A 17218-nucleotide genomic window follows, 5' to 3' on the forward strand; every position below is an offset into this window, starting at 1 on the left:
CGTGATCATCGATGGCAACACCCGAATCGTAGGTATCCTAGCTAATCCGATCAGCCATGTGCGCACACCGCAGCTGTTCAACGCATCGGCGGCAAAGCAAGGGCTAAACGCCGTGTGCATTCCCTGCCACGTTCTCAATGAGGACATGAAGGCATTTTTGGCCTGTGCGGCCGCAATTCAAAATTATCTGGGCATGGCGGTCACGATTCCCTACAAGGAGCGCGCGCTCGAAGCTTGCGGCGAACTGACCGAATCGGCCCGCGAGGCCGGCTCGGTAAACGCGATGCGCTACGACCGCGACAAGCATCTATGGATTGGTGGCAATTTTGACGGGACGGGCTTCGTTGCAGGACTGCGCGAACGCGGTCACTCCGTGCGGGGCAAGCGGGTTCTTTTGCTCGGAGCCGGCGGTGCGGCGAAGCCAATCGCCTATGCGATCGCCCGTGAACAACCTGCAACACTTGTAATCCATAACCGCTCTGAAGACAGAGCCGTCGAGCTTGCCGCTTGCGTCCAGCGGGGAACGGCGAGCGTAGGCGTACAGGCAGGACCTGCTGACGCATCGGATTTCGACGTTGTCATCAATGCAACGTCGCTTGGCCTACGGGATAGCGATCCACTACCTCTGCCCGCCGAAACACTTCGTCCGGGCACACTGGTTTGTGAAGCCGTGATCCGCGACGGAGACACCCCTCTTCTTGCAGAAGCCAGGAAGCATTCCTGCGAGGTTCACCATGGGCAATACATGCTGTACGCCCAGATCGTCGCTATTGCCCGCTTCGTCGGCGTTGAGTTGGAGTCCACGTTCGTGGAGCGAATCCTGGGCCCGCACGACTCGTAACCGATTATTACGCTTACGTCGCTCCACATTTTTTCAATCAAAACGTAGCCGCCTGCTTCGCGTACACCCGGTTGAATCTCGGCTGCCGTGCAACGCGAAGAGCCCACGGCCGGCCTCGAGACTACCAAGGAGAAGACACATGTCAAACCAGACGAATCAAGGAAAAGCGTTACAGACCGGGCACGTTCTCGAGCCGCAGATACTGGATAGTGCAATCCGGCGGGCGTGCAAGCGCCTGATGCCATTTCTGCTGCTGATGTATGTCCTTTCCTTCCTTGACAGAGCGAACATCGGGTTTGCGAAGGAATCCATGCAAGCGGCCACCGGGATTTCGAACGCTGCGTTTGCCATGGGCGCCGGCCTTTTCTTTCTCACCTATGCCGCGCTCGAGCTTCCTAGCAACCTTGCAATGCACAGGTTCGGCGCGAGAATCTGGATGTGTCGGATCATGGTTCCGTGGGGTCTGATATCGGCCGCGATGATGTTCGTTTCGGGAGAGAAATCCTTCTATGCTCTGCGTCTATTGTTGGGGGCTGCGGAGGCCGGATTCTTCCCCGGGGTGATTCTGTACCTCACGTACTGGTTCCCGGATCATGTGCGCGGACGGATCATGGGTTTATTCTATTTCGGTGCGCCGCTGGCATTCATTCTCGGTGGTCCGCTATCTGGCTTTCTGCTGGAATTCGACGGCGTAGGCGGCCTTCATGGCTGGCAGTGGATGTTCATGGTTGAGGGCCTCATGGCTGCCGCCGTGGGTGTCTGGGCGTACTGGTATCTTGACAACAAGCCGACCGATGCAACGTGGCTGACGCCGGCTGAGAAGGATGCTCTTGTGAACGCAATGGCACTCGAGACGACCGAAAAACATGCCCACGGCGTAGTAAAACTAGGCCACATCTTCAAAGACCCACGCATCATTCAATACACCTTCGTCTATTTCGTCGTCCAGATGGCTGTATTCGGAGTCACCTTTTATCTACCCACCCAGGTGGCTCACCTTCTCGGTGAAAAAGTCGGCTTAAAAGTCGGGCTGGTAACAGCCATACCCTGGCTTTGCGCAATTGTGGCGTCGTTTTGCGTGCCGCGTATCGCTGATCGTTTCAAAGCGCACCGGGTAGTGGCCGCAGTGACGCTGGCCCTAAGTGGTATCGGTATCGGTGTCTCGGCCGAAAGTACACCAGTTATAGCTCTCATCGCACTGTGCTTTGGGGCTGCGGGGTTCATTGCTGTTCAGCCGGTTCTTTGGACTTTCCCAACTCGCCGTCTTTCCGGGGTCGCCGCGGCCGGAGGTATCGGCTTGATTAACGGCATCGGCTTGCTCGGCGGCTTTGTGGCACCGACCGTGAAGAATTTCGCTGATACGGTTGCAGGGAACACCGCTGCCGGCTTGTACGTTTTGTGCGGCATCACCCTCATCGGCGCACTCTGCGTATTCTTTCTGCAATGGCCAAAGGAGGCACTGGCAGAAACAAAAATCGCAGAAGAGTTTGCCTGATCTATGTTGCGGCTGTGCGCCAACGTGGTGTTCGCTGCCCTCAGCGAACTGCCAGCGCGCCGGTCGCACACCATCGCCAGCTCGCGACGAGTCGAGCGGTTCAGTTGCCCGCCCCCTCGGGACCCAGGCACTTAGGCCCCGAGCGCGAGGAAGATTTATGCCAGACCTGTCCTTCGATAGAGAGCCTCTCGATCATGAAGATTTCCCGGATAATGTTGGCGCAAGTGAAGATACCGCTCCCGCGTCCATTGCGCCTGGGTCCGGTTGAGATTCGAACTCGCGACTACGTCGCAGTACGGATCGAGACCGATTCGGGCATCGGCGGCGATGCGTTGGGCTATCCTCGCGGCACCCCGCTTGTAGAATCAATCTCTCGCGTCGCGAGTGGTCTGATTGGCACCGATCCTCTACTTCGCCGCGCACCTCTCCATGCGTTTGAGGAGGCCAACGCCACCTCCCGGCCATTCTATTCTCGTGCCATTAGCCTGCTAGATATCGCCCTCTGGGACATCGCGGCCAAAGCGGCTGGCCTGCCGTTGTACAGGATGCTAGGTGGTCTTCGGCAAAGCGTTCCAGTCACGGCGGTCGCTGGCTATTACATGGACGTTCGCTCGATAGACGAGATCGCAGACGAAGTGTCACTGCGAATCGACGAAGGATATTCTCGGGTAAAGGTGATGCTGAAGGGAGATGACCCAGCCTACGATCTTCGATACGTTCGTGCGGTGGCGGAACGTGCGCCGGGACAAGTCGCGGCAGACGCACATTGGTCGTGGTCGTCAATGACTCAAGCGCTCAAGTTCTGCAACCAGATTGACGACGCCGAGTTGGCGTTTCTCGAGGATCCGTTTGTGCCGCAAGACGTAGAATTTACGGCTGGATTGCAAAGCCGTCTGCGCACGCCGATAGCTGCAGGGGAGGACGTTGTCGACGCCCGCTCGCTTGGCAGGCTGGCACGCGGAGTTTCCGTGTTGCGTGTGGACGCCACTACGTGCGGCGGGATCACGGGAGCGCTAACAGCGATGGCAGCGGCCCATCTTGGAGGATGTACCGTTCTGCCTCATGTTTTCGCTCCGTTGCATGTTCATCTGGCCTGCGCTTTTCCTCAGGTGGAAGGCGTTGAATGGATTCCGCACGAATCCGGAGCGGACCCGCTGAGTTCGCTTTTGCTACGCCCAGTGATTATCGAAAGCGGCCATATGCTGGTCAGCGAGGAACCCGGAGTGGGTCTTGACCTTAGTTGGGATCGTATCGAAGACAACGCCGTCCAAATGGTAGGCCTTTAGATCAACGGTCATGGAAGTTCTTGGCGCCAGCGGATGAAACGAGAGTTAGCGACTCTATTTTCGCTCAAAGGCACCAGCCAGATGTGCGAGCGCCGTTGGCACGTCTGGCTTGTCCATAGAGGCGATGTAATCGTGCTCGATCGTCTTAACGAACGACTCGGCCATGCCGTTACTTTGCGGCGAACGAACAGGCGTCGTCAACGGCTCCAGACCCAACTCGCGAGCAAAGCTGCGCGTGCGATGGTCGATGTAAGCCGAGCCGTTGTCCGAGAGCCATCCGATGGGCGTGTCTGTCCGAGTCGTGCCGAAGCGTTGCTCGACTGCTGCGAGCATCACATCACGCACAACGTCGCCGCTATGGCCGCCAGTAGTGGCTGCCCAACTGATGGCTTCCCGGTCATGTCAATCCAACGCAAACGTCACGCGTAACGGCGAGCCATCGTCACAACGGAACTCGAAGCCGTCTGAGCACCAGCGGACATCGCTCCGGTCAACGGCTATGCGTCCATCATGCCGACGGATATCGCGACGTTGGCCAGGACGTCGCAACAGCAACTGATAGTCGCGCATGACGCGATAGACCCGCTTGGCGTTCACGCACGGCGCGCCGTTCATCTCGTGACTAGGTCGCAGCAGTGCCCAGACTCTTCGATACCCATAGGTCGGCAAGACAGTCACTTGCTCGTGGATTGCAGCGACCAACTCCGAGTCGTCAGTATGCTGGGCGCGGCGACCATCCTGCCAGTCCGGGGATCGGGTTTTTCTGGCTGCCAAAGCAGAGCGCGAGAACATCGCAGACCGTTTTCATCGGTCGTCCCCGGGCAGTAAGGGCGAGCGCGCAATCCAGTTTTTTGAGCGGCCATACTCCACTGGCCAGCTCCTCCACCTTATCTCCGTTGTATCAATGTCCAAGAATCGTCACTGTTATGGGGAAGCACATTCCCCATCGAACTGTTTATTCTGGCGCATCGAAACAGTTGACTGAACCAATGTTCAGTACTCACAGGAGAAACGGACATGTTGACGGACAAATCGCGCGCATTCGTAGAGAGCTGGAGAAATAGTTTGGTGGACTTGGGTCCCGTCCTCACTGGCGAGAATAAGTCGGCGACCATGACCGAGGTTCGGGCCTCCTACACCAAGATGCTCGCCCAAAACCCGGCTCCTGCCGGCGTTTCCTTCGAAAATATTGTGATCGGCGGCGTTCCAGGCCAAGTAGCCATTCCCGACGACATCAAGACCACCGATATCTTGGTATACATCCACGGTGGCGCCTATATCGTGGGCGAGCCCGCCGGCTATCACGGTATCAGCGGCAATTTTGCAAAGCTGTTGGGCGCTAAGGTGTTCATGCCTGACTATCGTCTGGCCCCCGAGCATCCATTCCCGGCCGCGATTGACGACACACTGAAATTCTATAAGGGCTTGCTTGACGATGGGCACGCTGCAAACAAGATCGTGTTCGCTGGCGAATCCGCCGGCGGTGCACTGACAGTGACGACGATGGTCGCGGCCCGTAATTCGGGGCTCCCGTTGCCGGCAGGCGGGGTTTCAATCTCCACATGGGCGAATCTCGAGCATACCGGCATCTCGATGACGAATCGCGAAGGAATCGATCCCCTCAATACAAAGGCAGGTCTGGTCTTCCTGGCAAGCAAGTTCTTGCAATATGCGTTGCCGGGTCATCCTATGGCGTCGCCGGTATTTGCGGATGTCACGGGTCTTCCCCCGATCATGGTTCAAATGGGTGAAGCGGAACAAATGCTGACTGACGGAATGCGTTTGGCGACACATCTTGCCGAAAATCGCGTCCGGGTGACGTTGGAAGTGTGGCCGCATATGTTCCACGCTTGGCATTTCATGTCGACAGAGCAGCCCGAAGCCAAGCAGGCACTGGCGAACGCGGCTCAGTTCATGCAACAGTGCCTGCGCGATGCAGATGCCAGGTGAATTTCCTGTAGCGACATCCGCCACCCTTGAATGGAGGACCAGCTTGGCGTGACGCAGTCGTGCCGAGTCTTCTGCTTTTATGTCGAGTAATTCTGCTTCGCCTATCCCGCTGGCGGGGAGCCTCCCCGTCGAGCTCGCTCGCCATGCTGGCTTCGCGCAGGTATTCCAACCAGACCGATTGACCTTTGGCTTGATTATGCCGCTCGAAGGTTATCCGGACTCTCCGTTCCCTACTCTCGAGAACCACGTCGAACTTGCGGTCAAAGCCGACCAGGCCGGGTTTGCGACCTTGTGGATGCGAGATGTCCCGTTTTACGACCCCACCTTTGGGGACACGGGCCAGATGTTGGACCCTATGGTCTACCTTGGATTCCTCGCAGCTTATACCCGGCGCATTGCTCTGGGGACAACAGGTATCGTTCTTCCACTGCGCGACCCACTAATTGTCGCAAAGCAGGCTACCTCAGTTGACCAGCTAACGAATGGACGATTCATTCTCGGCCTGTCGAGTGGCGACCGTGCGGTCGAATATCCCGCATTTGGCGTGAACCATGATAATCGCGGCGAACGGTACCGGGAGGCGTTTTCTATCATACGAACCGTCAGCGAAGAGCATTTTCCGACCTTCAAGTCCGAACACTATGGCGAGATGAGGGGATCACTTGAATTGATCCCCCGGCCGGTTGCTTCACGTGTCCCAACTATCGTTGTTGGCCGCGCCCGGCAAGATATTGCCTGGATCGCAAAGAACAGCGACGGTTGGATCTGGCATATTAGTGACTTCGCGCGTCTGCCTGAGATTATTCGTTCATGGCGAGAAGCAGGTGACGGGAAAACCTTTAAGCCGTATGGGTATGCCACATTCTTCGACTTGGACGAAAACCCGAACCTGCCACTGCAACGTGGGTCCAATGGCGTTCGCATCGGCCGCAATGCGCTCATAGATTTGTGGAAGCAACAGGAAGCACTCGGTATCTCTCACGTTGCACTGAACTTGAAGCCGCTGCGCCGACCCGCCGCAGAAGCGATGGAAGAGTTAGCGGAATACGTCTTGCCGCATTTTCCGGCCGGGAAAGTCGCAAGGCCGGAGGTGTGATGACGCGGTCCATATCCGAACGGCAAAGGATCCTTGAGGCGCTAGACATGCTTCTGAATGCGTGGTCGACGCGGAACAGTAACGAACTCAGGCAACTCTTCACGTCTGACGCTGCGTTCACAAGCAGTGCGCATGGTGAGGCGCTGGGTGGCGCGGGGGTTGCCGAGCAGCTGATCGACGCGACGCTGCAGCGCGCGAATTTGCGTTTGAATTCCACCAATCACTATGTCACGGGACACGACGCAAAAGCTTGTGCTAGCGCGTATATATATGGGCAGTTTGTACCTCCACGCGGCGGACCCAGCAGCCTCACTTTCGGTGCTACCGTTGTTCTCGAACTGGAATTGCTTGAGGGCGAATGGCGTATTTCCACCCTCCGATTGAATGTGAACTGGTTGGAAGGAGATGCAAAGATCGTGACCGGCTGGAGACAGCCTATCGGTAATCGAGAATGGAAAATAGGTGATCCAGTGCCAGTTGTCGTCAGTGAACTCGACTCACCGTGGCTACAATTTCCGCAGCGGTCCATCGTCGGCACAGTCAAAGAGCAAATCGCAGAGGTCTACGCCCGGTATGCGTGGGGACTCGATTTGGCCGATTTTGGGCATCTGAAGCAGTGTTATATGGATGACGCGGCGGGGAATTTCGCGCCGATTGGCATCCTCAAAGGATTGCGCAGCATCGTCTCGCATCTGAAAGAGTTTCGTCGTCCATGGCCATGGATGCAACATTTCGGAGTGCCATTGCGCATTGAAGCTGACGAAGAAAACGGCACAGCAACGATGACAGTAGGTCGCGTAATTCCTCAGCGGGCCGCCAAGGTAGACGGCGAGCCGCTATATGGCGCGCACTACGTAATGAAACTTCGCCGAGTAGACGACCAATGGAAGTTGACTTGGAGTGAATACAACCCAGGGTGGATTACATTTCCTGACGGTCAGCGCTAGCTTGCCGGTTCGACCTTTAATTGTAGGCTAGCGCTCCAACTCCCAAGGAGGCGTGAACCACGTCTCGAATAAGGCGTCGATGAAGGCACGTACTTTCGGCGACAGATGCTGTCGGGTCGGATAGACGACGCGAATGGGTTCTGGGGCTACCTGATAATCCTGGAGCACCGGTATCAGCCGCTTCTTTCGCAACTCATCTTCGATGTTGTAGGAAGGAAGATTTGCGATGCCGACGCCGTTTGCCACAGCTGCCTTCAACGCCTCCCCGCTATCCATTAGCAATCGACTGGTAGCAGAAGAAAACGCAGTTGGCCCCTTGTCACTTTTGAACATCCAGGGCTGGGGGCGCCCCGAGCTCAGAAAAAACAGGCATTGATGGTTGTTCAGGTCCGTAGGGGTTTTAGGAATTCCACGAGTCTGTAGGTACTCGGGCGACGCACAGGTAAGGACATACTGCTGTGCAACCGTCCTGCTGATCAATCGAGAGTCTTGCCGAGGTTCGCCAATGCGGATGGCAATATCGATGCCCTCATCGATAAGATCGACGAATCGGTCAGTGAATCCAACCTCAGCGCTAACTTCCGGCCAGGTTTTGAGGAAAGTTTCAAGCACCGGCATCACGTGCTTTTGGCCCAGCGCAATTGGCAAGCTCAGCCGAATCCGACCGGATGGCGTTCCGCGCCGCGAGGCCATTGCGGTCTCCGTCTCCTCCAAGTCGTCCAATATCAATCTGCACCGATCGAAATAGACTTGCCCGTCATCGGTAAGGCTCAGACTTCGCGGCGTACGGTTCAAGAGACGAACGCCAAGGCGTTCTTCGAGTCGCAAGATGCCCTTTCCGACGGCCGAACGAGTGACGCCCATCTGCTTTGCCGCTAGCGTGAAGCTCCCTGCCTTGACGACGCCGACGAATGTAGCGACATCGTTGATATTTCCAAGGCTCATGGCGCATCCCGTGTAGGTTTTCGAAAAAGCCATCATTTTATCGCCTTGTGTCGGGCACACGCGCCTTTTGCCATGGGGCGGCGAACGATGCATATTCCCATCGCCTTCCGTCTTGTCGCCTGCTTTGACTCGACGCAAATCAGCCTTTGGTCTGAGTGGCCATGGCGTCGCTAGCGACCGGCTCGGTCAACTTCCTGACGACGAACAGTTGGGGCGTGAAGAATGCACTGCCCGCGCGCTGTGAGATTCTTGAATTTGACGGAAAGCAATTGTCGACACTACCGGACGCGACATGGACGGCTGCGGGCGTTGGACGTTGGACGTCACCACGCTGTGCCTGCGTTCTTCAAACCTACAAAAACTGTCTCGCTCGACGGGTTGGTCTACTAGGCACGCGTGCGCGCCTATCCAGAGGAGCAGCAGAAAGACGGCGGCTCCTCCACAGAATATCTCCCCGACACAAAAACGATCCTTAGGACATTTAGACAATATGCCTGTAGTGTCAAAAGAGCTTCCACGCGTGCGACAATCGCGGGGACGCATGCTCCTGCCCGTTCCCCGCTGAAACCATGACGACCAAGCTTATCGCTCCACTCCCGCTCGATGCGCTTGACCTGCCGCCTGACCTGGACGGTCGCCACGGCGTCAACCGGGCGAACGGGCGCCAGCAGATCACCGCAGCGGACGACCTGAGCGCGATACGCGCATGGCTGGCCCGCGTCGTCGACACAAAGACTACGTTCGACAACTATCGCAAGGAAGCTGAGCGACTCCTCTTATGGTCCATTGTGCAACTGGGCAAGCCTCTGTCATCACTCACGCACGAGGACCTGCTCGCCTACAGAGTATTTCTTGGAGATCCTCAACCACGTTCGCGCTGGGTGTCAGGTGGGGGGCGCAAGTTTCCGCGTCACGATCCGCGCTGGCGACCGTTTTACGGGCCGCTCGCAGTCTCAAGCCAGCGTCAGGCGATGGTCATCCTCAATGCGCTGTTCTCATGGCTTGTCGAAGCGGGCTACCTTGCCGGCAACCCGCTGTCCCTGTCGCGCCAGCGGTCCCGCCGCCAGGCGCCGCGCATCACCCGCTACCTGGAGCGCGACCTCTGGCAGGAAGTGAAGGTTTATATCGACGGCCTGCCGCGGGATAGCGACCGGGAACAGGAACGTTACTGGCGCGCTCGATGGCTCTTTACCCTGCTCTACCTCGGTGGACTGCGGATATCGGAGGTCGGGGGCAACACGATGGGCAAGTTTTTCTGCCGGCGCGACAGCGAGGGGAACGAACGGTGGTGGCTGGAGGTGCTGGGCAAAGGCGACAAGGAACGACTCGTCCCCGCATCCGCCGAGATGATGGTCGAACTCGCGCGGTACCGGCGCGAGCGCGGGCTCGCACCGCTGCCATCCGCGCACGAGGACACGCCGCTGGTGTTGCCGCTTGGCAAATCCATGAAGCCGCTCACGCGGGCCGCGCTGCACTCGATCGTTAAAAGTATCTTTGCCGGCGCAGCGGACAAATTAAGGCTTCGCGGAGAAGACTATGCCGCGCGAGCGACGCATCTGGAGCGTGCATCCGCACACTGGCTGAGGCACAGCGCCGGATCCCACATGGCCGACGGCAACCTCGATCTGCGACTCGTGCGAGACAACCTCGGCCACGCATCGATTTCGACGACGAGCATCTATCTTCATAGCGACGACGACACCCGTCACCGGGAGACGGAAGAAAAACATCGGCTGGACTGGTGATGATGGATTTCACTACCGGCTGCGATTTTGCGCAGAGAGAGGCGGCTCCGCCCCGAAGTCCGCGTTTGCCGCTGCTGCATCGGTATGCTTGAGCGTAACTACCTCAAGTTCGATAGCACGAGCACCGCACATATCATTCGTCGTCCATAACAACCACCGCCGAGCGATGGGCCGTTGGGGTTGGGCGATCGGTCCAGGGGCTGCCCGAGTGCAGTCGCTTGCTTGCTACATACAGGCTTCTCAGATCGTCATAAAATTTACTGCAACTCCGTTCTCCAGAGAGAGCCTGCGTTGACTCTCACACGGCAACAACAGATTTCGGATCGCCTTCGACGGTGTTCGCGGGGGTGAAGACCGGGCAAGCGTCGTATCGCGGCAGCACAGCCGAAACGCTGTATCCCGGTGCCGTCGGCTGATTGACGTGCTCCGGAGGTCGAGGCGAAAGAGACGAAGCCGGTCCGTCGCCCGCCTTCCCGATAGCGAACAAAAGCCGTGCATGATGTTTTTCATGTGCAAGGCCGCCGGGTGCGGTGCTGGGCAAAACGCGGATACCTCGCTCAAGCTGGAGCGACATCAGTCGGAATCGTGCGGGATCATCGGGCCGGTCACGCGCCCCGCGACCACTTCGCGCTGCGGGAAGTCATGGACGGGAAACGGCCGCCACACAACGCGCTCGTGACTGCGCGTCTGCTGCGCTTCATGGAGGAAAGTGTGAAAACTGTCGAGACATGCGATTGCGAACAGATGTAGCGTGAGCCATCGGCTCGTTGACTCGCTCCATTCGCGAGGCGCGATCGGCGCATAACGCGAAAGCCAGACGACGATCCCGAGCGGACCGTGCAGCGGTGGATGCAGCAGCGCCTCGGGAACGCCAAAGCCTTCCCATTTCGTACGCCACCGCAGCACCGCCTGTGCGACCGGACAGAACGGCGGCGTCGATCGGCTATCCATCCTCCGGGACAGATGGCGAGCGGCCGAAGTAATCGTAGGATGTAATGAATCCGTCACCGGCCCTCGCCAATAGCGGCGGGCCAGAACGCGCGAGAGTTGACACTTTTATGTCCCTTCGAAGCGGCAGAAAAGTGTCAACTCGCATATGTTCGTATTAAATTTGCCAATTCACCTCCTATACTTCGAATCCCGTCCTTAGGAGGTTGACCTCATGGCCGATACCCTTCAGGTAACCAGGCCGATGACGCTTGGCCGTCCACGCGGCGCGCGTCGCTTTGAAGCCTTCAGCCCCAAACTCGCGCGCCGCGCGAAGTTCTACCGTCTTGCGTTGCTTGAACAATGGTTACTACTCGAGGCGAATCCGAAGGTGATCACCTTCTGCGAGCGACCGGGCTATGTGCTGATCAACGAAGACCGTCACCTCGCCGATTTCTGCAATGTGCAGGCGAGACCGTCTCGCCATCAGGCGTCAAGTGCTTCTACGACTAGGTAGTGATGCCCCGGGTGTGTCGAACGGGTAATCGTCGCAGTCGGAGGCAGCGGACTGCCCTTCCCCATGCCGACCTGGTTTGTGGCGAAGCGACTGGGCGTCTCTGCTATCTCCGACGGTTAGTTGCATTTCTACTCCGCCGACGCGAGATGACACATTTAATGACGCAACAGAGACAAAATTAATACGTTCTACGGTTGGCGTTCGCCCTTCGTCCGGCCAATGAGTTTGCAGGCGTAGAGGCAACGCATTCCACGTTGATCGGATAGCCGCGCAGATGTCGACGGCACCAACCCGAGCTGAGAAATCCATGAACGCGAGGGGAGGAGGTAATGTCCACGGTCAATAATAATGCCCGTTGCCGGCGCACTATTTCAACCGGTTACTGCGCTCAATCGAGGAACTGGCTAGGTGGCTGCACGACAGGAGCCGCCTGAACTAAACCGACGTATGTTCGATTACAAATTACGTCGCATTTGATACGTTTCATCGTCCGGAGGGACTGGCACCGAGGAGGCAAGGATTGGCGAGGCGTACGCCCCCTCAAATTGGCCCAAACCGTGAAACAGTGGGCAGAAAAACTGGCAATTAAGCCCCAGAACGCCCGAAAGTGCTGGCTTTTAGCTATTCTACCGTTTGGGGCTCAATGTTTCACGGGGGCAACAATCATAGACGCCTTCGCTCGTACGTGTGCACCCCACCTCAGATTCACAAACACGGTCCAGGACGGATATAGTTAGTGGTACCAATCAAATCCGCAAGTTCGCGTTAATCACTGTCTTTGGGTTAACCGCATAGTCTCACATCGCTCAAGGCGTGTGGCTCGGTCGCTTTCCCTACAACGCGTAGGTCATCACGATGGTGTTGCCTAGGTTTTGGAATGGCGAGCTAGGATTACCTAATGTGCCCACCGCGATCCGCTTTATCGCGCATGTTGGACAATTTCGACACCTCAGAGCTTGGCCAGCACGGATGTTTGCCGTCATGGTAAAGCGATCCTATGCGCAGATGTCGGCGGCTGAGACCGAAGGGGATTTGGTCGTCGTTGGTGCTTCTCGGACGTCTCCCATCAGATCGGATTCAAACACGTTGCTAATGAGGTACGGGGTTTCGGCCTACACGCTCGGGATGCGCATCTCATGCTCATGCGAGGATTCGCGCTTTTGCGCGCCGTGGCCGTGTCTTGATGCGGCTCTGTGCAGGCTGCGGCCAAAGCGCGGTTCGCTGCTTATGAATCATGCTGCTGATAGGCGTTGCCCTGCCGTCCTGTACGTTTCGATATTGCTTTTTAGCAGACCAATTTGTCGGCCACAGTTGCGTTGATTCTTCGCAGTAAAGTAGCGCGGCGCGATACACGTGAGCCTCTATGAATTCGGGGTATCGTCGCTGCCAGTGCCCGGCGATGCGTCTACTACCAAAGCTAAGCCGCAGTTGCTCACGATGCCGCACTGGATCTCGTCGGGTAAGTAATTGACTCGCTACGCGGACTGGGCACAGGTCTCCGCATCCCTCCTGAGGGGCTACAAAGCCTTGTGTATTCAGTCAGGCAAGCCTTCGGCGAAGGCGCTTCGTTCGCAGCAACTTGGTCTGCCCGCTCAATCCAAATGCCTCCCATCACAGTCAGACCGAGGCCATCGATGGCCCATTTTTTTGCGCGATTGGCTAAGGTTGGTCACGGAAACTCCGCCTATGCCGGGTAGCACGAGAGGGACGTCATTATGCGGAAACTGGTCGACTGACGATACAGCGTCGGCAGACGAGCAATGGAGACGGATGAAAATAAAGGACCTTTCAATCTGTCATCCATGCCAAAGGGCCAAGCCATCGAACTCGGGACAAGCCTCCCACCTCCCTGACTCTTACGCCACTCCAAGTGCCGGTGCATCTGCAAACGCTCATCGGCGCAGCGGTGGCGGGAATGCCGTGACGACCGCCGGATTGGTCACGTGGACGTGACACCCACGATAAAGTCGAGATTCCGAATGCGGATAACTACGCCGTGAGATCAGACGCCCGGTCGTTCTGCAAAGCAGGCATGCTCGAACAGCGCTTCCGTGTAAGACACATTGTCGATCAATTTCAAGTCGGTTTTGCGCGTGGATTTCTCGGTCGGGAGCTGGCACGCGGGGAGAAACGCGAGAGCACACTTTTTACCGATTTGCATCTACGCCACGAAGCGGTCGCGGAGGGCTCGCCGCAGACGTGACGGACAAATGGCCCCCGTATCGCTCGGATGCCCTCGCGATTGTGACCCACACCGTCGCTGAAGATGTCGGTGAGCCGCCATGCGCAGCGAAGCTTCGTGAAGGATGTCCAGATCGCGGAACGAGCACGACGTCAGTAGCGTCCCGAGTTAGTCGGATACTTACTCGACGCAATGCGGGGCCGTTTTATCTACGCGGTCTGCCTCCGATGGGAAGCATTGCAAACGAAGCCGGTCAGATGGTGAACAGCGTGCCGAGGCAATACGCTCTCTGTGAATCGTAGTTCGGCTGAGCGTGCGGGAAGGATGGCTTGAGGCCGAGTGCTTCAGTTGGGGGCCGCAGGGCAGAAGTATGGTCCGCAAGAGAATTGTCGTCGCAGAGATCCCTATCGTGAGCCGGCAAAGTGTCCGGATCCGGACACTTTGCCGGCTCGGGCCGCCGCGCGGTGGCTGCGCGCCATGCCGTGTCTCATCCTGGCGTGCAATGGCCAGCGCTGCCGCGATCGACCGCCGTCTTCTTGAGACCACTTTAGATTGACCTCCGGCTCACGCCGCGCCAGAGGCCGCCATTCAAAGGTTGACGTTTCAATTACTAGTCGGCCTCAAAAGAGCGCTTGTCGCGGTCAGGGATAGCGCAGAGATCCTGAAAATGTGCGACACAGACAGCTCGATATGCATTCCCTCGAGAATCGTCCGGATCCGGACGATTCGCCAACTCGGGCTCATCGCGTGGATACTGCAAGGCAACGCCGGTCCGAACTCTGCGTGCGTTATAGCAAGTAACGCCTCGATCGCTCGCCGCAGTATCCGGCAACTTCTGATTGACTCTCTGGCGTACCGCGTGGGCCGACGCAAACCAAAGGAAGATATTTGGTCCCCCAGCCGGCCACAAACAACAAGTCAGGCGGTAAGGAGGTACGCGGAGGTTCGTGACACTATGCGATACGAACAGCTCGATACGCTGCCGATAAAAAGTGTCCGGATCCGAACACTTTCCAACAGCACAAAAAACCCGCCGATCGGCGGGTCTGTTCACTCACTCCGGACGAAGCGAAAACATCTTGCCGATGTGTTCTCTGATCTCCGCCTCCTGCTCATCCGTCAGCATCCCCGCCTTAAATTTCAACGTCAAACCTTTCCCATCGCGCGTGATACTTCCGGCTTGTGTCTTGCCGGCGAATATCTTCAAAATGCTCCTGCCTCCCGAATCACTTCCATTGGTTGCACGATTCACATTCGAGCTAATAGCCGACGCCACCTTGCTCTGCACCAAGTCCCCCGATACAACGAGGGGCCAAATTTCGGATAGTGCTGCCATCCCTGCATCGCCAGTTCGCTTGAGCGCAAGGACGATCTCCTGAGCCGCCGTTCCCCCCAACAGCGACGGATTCAAATCTAGGTCGCGCTTGACGAAGTCGGGTAAATCGTCGAATGCGAGAAACCGGTACAAATCGTTGCGCGTCACGCCCATCACGTCAGCGAGACGCGTCCGCTTGGGGAATTCCGACTCTGCGCGACGCACCGCGACCGCAATCTCATAGTCGGAAAGGTCGTCGCGCGTGACGTTCTCCATCAGTGCGAGCGCAGCCATATCCTGGTCGGTACACTCGATCACCACAGCTTTCACAGTCGGCCGATTGACCAGCTTGTGCGCGCGCCACCTCCGTTCCCCGGCGACTAGCTGGTATGTATCCCCGACACGCCGGACAGTAACGGCCTGCAGCAATCCAACTTCGCTTATCGACTTTGCCAACTCAGCAAGCTTTGCCTCATTGAATTGCCGCCGCGGCTGCCAAGGATTAGGTGAGAGATCGTCGACGGCAATCTCTGTCGCCGTGCCTTGCCTCTCCAGCTCCTGAATTCGCAATTGCGCGACAGCCAACGCGCTTGTGATCCCAGGCATTGTTTGCGGCCCACGGGAAGCCTTTTTGACTTCGCCTTTAAAATCAGCTGGGGTTGCCAGGTTTGCCGTCTTTGCAAGGAGTTGTTCGCGGATATTGGTCATGCTGCTGACTCCTTCCAGTTCTTAACAAACATATCGTCGAGCCACTTTGCGTACTGCATCATTGGCTGCTTGACCCGCTGCAATGACTTCGCACTCGAGTGCGTGCTGACAATGTCCAACGCAGTCGAAAAGGACAGTGCGCCGCCGCTCATCACTGAACTTGCCGGAATCTCGAACGGGTCCAGCCACCGGCCGTAGGCGCTCTGCGCCCACTGCCGCACAACGGGTGCGGACGATGTCTTGCCGTAGTCCACTTTTGAAAGCAGCACCGAAATGAAGTCGTAGACCTTATCTCCCTCGTACGGGAGAAAGTCCTCCGCCACGTCGGAGAAGAGCCGCCAGAACGCCAGCGAACTAATAAAGTCCAGATTCTCTGGGATCATCGGCATAACCAATGCGTCCGCGGCGAGAAGCGCATTCAGGTTCATATAGGAAAGCGACGGCGACGTATCGATCAGAATGTAGTCATATTGCGACCGCAGCGGCTCCAGGCCTTCACGCAACACCGACCAGAACCTGTACCCCTGCATCGTCTTTTGCCGAGCGGGCAAGAGGAACTCTGCGCCGTACAGGAAAGTGTGCCCGGGGATAATGTCCAATCCGTTCCAGTATGTCGACTGAACCTGTGCGGTAAGGCCACCTTCGACGTTCTGATCGTAGATATAAGGAAGAACTGTATCCTCGCCCGTGATTTCCTTCTCCGCGTAGAGGCCGCACAGTTCGGACGCCGACGCTTGCGGGTCCAGATCGATCAGCAGGACTTTTCGACCAAAGAGCGTCAACGCCTGAGCCAGACAGACTGTGGTCGTTGTCTTAGCCGAACCGCCCTTTAACTGGGCGGTCGTCAGCACCTTGCCACGGAAATTGCCGTCCGGTTCTTCAAGTCGGGTCTGGTAGATATCCGACGCTAACTTGATCCACACACGTGCTTCAGCGAGCGTGAATGTGCGGCTGCGCCCTGTACCATTCAACGTGCCCGCCGGAAGCCCGGAGTCAGCTTTGGTCGCCAGATATTGCACCTGCTGGCGCGTGAGGTTGCACATTTCCGCAAGCTCGCTAATGGTGTAGATGGGAGCTTCCTTCCGTGGACGTGGTGCCAGAATCTGTTCCCGGAGATTGTCGGAGAACGGTGCAAGGTTATCTGCGAAATCTGCGACTTCGCGTAAAGTGACCTTTCGGTCTTCCATCGGTAAGGTGCCTACATGGGCCATTCTGCACTTCTCCGTGTTTTGACGTTGAACCGCAGAATACACGAAAGTGCGTA

General features: G+C 57.4%; 12 protein-coding genes and 2 pseudogenes. 9 read left to right on the forward strand and 5 right to left on the reverse strand.

Annotated elements, in window-relative coordinates:
• Window position 1 precedes the first annotated feature (1 nt).
• The 3 genes from B0G71_RS37385 (at window position 2) to B0G71_RS37395 (ending at window position 3622) form a co-directional block, all read left to right on the forward strand.
• On the forward strand, window positions 2-841 hold the full coding sequence (locus B0G71_RS37385) for a shikimate dehydrogenase (protein WP_116149976.1): 840 nt from the start codon (window positions 2-4) through the stop codon (window positions 839-841).
• A 238-nt stretch (window positions 842-1079) separates the two neighbouring features.
• A complete protein-coding gene (locus B0G71_RS37390; protein WP_404935498.1) occupies window positions 1080-2336 on the forward strand; it encodes an MFS transporter in 1257 nt (418 codons plus the stop codon).
• Window positions 2337-2530: 194 nt separating this feature from the next.
• Entirely contained in the window at window positions 2531-3622 is a 1092-nt protein-coding gene (locus B0G71_RS37395; protein WP_181916950.1) for a mandelate racemase/muconate lactonizing enzyme family protein, read from the forward strand.
• Window positions 3623-3685: 63 nt separating this feature from the next.
• Here B0G71_RS37395 and B0G71_RS37400 read toward each other — a convergent pair.
• A pseudogene (locus B0G71_RS37400) lies at window positions 3686-4492 on the reverse strand (DDE-type integrase/transposase/recombinase); the annotation flags it as partial.
• Window positions 4493-4639: 147 nt separating this feature from the next.
• Between B0G71_RS37400 and B0G71_RS37405 the strand changes: the two are divergent.
• The 3 genes from B0G71_RS37405 (at window position 4640) to B0G71_RS37415 (ending at window position 7615) form a co-directional block, all read left to right on the forward strand.
• Window positions 4640-5572 carry an alpha/beta hydrolase gene (locus B0G71_RS37405; protein WP_116149318.1) on the forward strand — a complete coding sequence of 311 codons (933 nt, stop codon included), beginning with the start codon at window positions 4640-4642 and terminating at the stop codon, window positions 5570-5572.
• 79 nt (window positions 5573-5651) lie between these two features.
• On the forward strand, window positions 5652-6668 hold the full coding sequence (locus B0G71_RS37410) for an LLM class oxidoreductase (RefSeq protein ID WP_116149320.1): 1017 nt from the start codon (window positions 5652-5654) through the stop codon (window positions 6666-6668).
• Window positions 6668-7615, forward strand: coding sequence for a nuclear transport factor 2 family protein (locus B0G71_RS37415; protein WP_116149322.1), 948 nt, complete (start codon window positions 6668-6670; stop codon window positions 7613-7615). Before B0G71_RS37410 ends, B0G71_RS37415 begins: the two co-directional genes overlap by 1 nt.
• Before the next feature lie 27 nt (window positions 7616-7642).
• Here B0G71_RS37415 and B0G71_RS37420 read toward each other — a convergent pair whose 3' ends face one another.
• Window positions 7643-8596 carry a LysR family transcriptional regulator gene (locus tag B0G71_RS37420; RefSeq protein ID WP_258875818.1) on the reverse strand — a complete coding sequence of 318 codons (954 nt, stop codon included), beginning with the start codon at window positions 8594-8596 and terminating at the stop codon, window positions 7643-7645.
• Window positions 8597-8772: 176 nt separating this feature from the next.
• Between B0G71_RS37420 and B0G71_RS42320 the strand changes: the two are divergent.
• Together B0G71_RS42320 and B0G71_RS37430 are read left to right on the forward strand one after the other, a co-directional pair.
• A pseudogene (locus tag B0G71_RS42320) lies at window positions 8773-8877 on the forward strand (3-keto-5-aminohexanoate cleavage protein); the annotation flags it as partial.
• A 252-nt stretch (window positions 8878-9129) separates the two neighbouring features.
• Window positions 9130-10305 carry a tyrosine-type recombinase/integrase gene (locus tag B0G71_RS37430; RefSeq protein WP_116149324.1) on the forward strand — a complete coding sequence of 392 codons (1176 nt, stop codon included), beginning with the start codon at window positions 9130-9132 and terminating at the stop codon, window positions 10303-10305.
• A 573-nt stretch (window positions 10306-10878) separates the two neighbouring features.
• Here B0G71_RS37430 and B0G71_RS37435 read toward each other — a convergent pair.
• Window positions 10879-11256: a hypothetical protein gene (locus B0G71_RS37435; protein ID WP_116149326.1), complete on the reverse strand. Its 378-nt coding sequence runs from the start codon at window positions 11254-11256 to the stop codon at window positions 10879-10881.
• A 211-nt stretch (window positions 11257-11467) separates the two neighbouring features.
• Here B0G71_RS37435 and B0G71_RS37440 point away from each other — a divergent pair, with 211 nt between their 5' ends.
• The gene (locus B0G71_RS37440) at window positions 11468-11749 is read left to right on the forward strand and encodes a hypothetical protein (RefSeq protein WP_309546289.1); all 282 of its coding nucleotides are present in this window, start codon (window positions 11468-11470) and stop codon (window positions 11747-11749) included.
• A gap of 3236 nt (window positions 11750-14985) precedes the next feature.
• On the opposite strand, the gene B0G71_RS37445 is transcribed toward B0G71_RS37440, so the two are convergent.
• Complete coding sequence (locus tag B0G71_RS37445) at window positions 14986-15954, reverse strand: ParB/RepB/Spo0J family partition protein (RefSeq protein ID WP_116149328.1); 969 nt, start codon at window positions 15952-15954, stop codon at window positions 14986-14988.
• Window positions 15951-17165: a ParA family protein gene (locus B0G71_RS37450; protein ID WP_116149330.1), complete on the reverse strand. Its 1215-nt coding sequence runs from the start codon at window positions 17163-17165 to the stop codon at window positions 15951-15953. Before B0G71_RS37450 ends, B0G71_RS37445 begins: the two co-directional genes overlap by 4 nt.
• Window positions 17166-17218 lie beyond the last annotated feature (53 nt).

It is taken from the genome of Paraburkholderia sp. BL27I4N3 (genome assembly GCF_003386115.1).
Classification (GTDB): Bacteria; Pseudomonadota; Gammaproteobacteria; order Burkholderiales; family Burkholderiaceae; genus Paraburkholderia.

Excerpts from the sequence above, each read along its gene's own strand:
- B0G71_RS37410 (WP_116149320.1), top strand. The coding sequence starts at position 5,652 with ATGTCGAGTAATTCTGCTTCGCCTATCCCGCTGGCGGGGAGCCTCCCC.
- B0G71_RS37405 (WP_116149318.1), top strand. The coding sequence starts at position 4,640 with ATGTTGACGGACAAATCGCGCGCATTCGTAGAGAGCTGGAGAAATAGT.
- B0G71_RS37415 (WP_116149322.1), top strand. The coding sequence starts at position 6,668 with ATGACGCGGTCCATATCCGAACGGCAAAGGATCCTTGAGGCGCTAGAC.
- B0G71_RS37445 (WP_116149328.1), bottom strand. The coding sequence starts at position 15,954 with ATGACCAATATCCGCGAACAACTCCTTGCAAAGACGGCAAACCTGGCA.
- B0G71_RS37390 (WP_404935498.1), top strand. The coding sequence starts at position 1,080 with ATGCCATTTCTGCTGCTGATGTATGTCCTTTCCTTCCTTGACAGAGCG.
- B0G71_RS37395 (WP_181916950.1), top strand. The coding sequence starts at position 2,531 with ATGAAGATTTCCCGGATAATGTTGGCGCAAGTGAAGATACCGCTCCCG.
- B0G71_RS37435 (WP_116149326.1), bottom strand. The coding sequence starts at position 11,256 with ATGGATAGCCGATCGACGCCGCCGTTCTGTCCGGTCGCACAGGCGGTG.
- B0G71_RS37450 (WP_116149330.1), bottom strand. The coding sequence starts at position 17,165 with ATGGCCCATGTAGGCACCTTACCGATGGAAGACCGAAAGGTCACTTTA.
- B0G71_RS37420 (WP_258875818.1), bottom strand. The coding sequence starts at position 8,596 with ATGATGGCTTTTTCGAAAACCTACACGGGATGCGCCATGAGCCTTGGA.
- B0G71_RS37430 (WP_116149324.1), top strand. The coding sequence starts at position 9,130 with ATGACGACCAAGCTTATCGCTCCACTCCCGCTCGATGCGCTTGACCTG.
- B0G71_RS37440 (WP_309546289.1), top strand. The coding sequence starts at position 11,468 with ATGGCCGATACCCTTCAGGTAACCAGGCCGATGACGCTTGGCCGTCCA.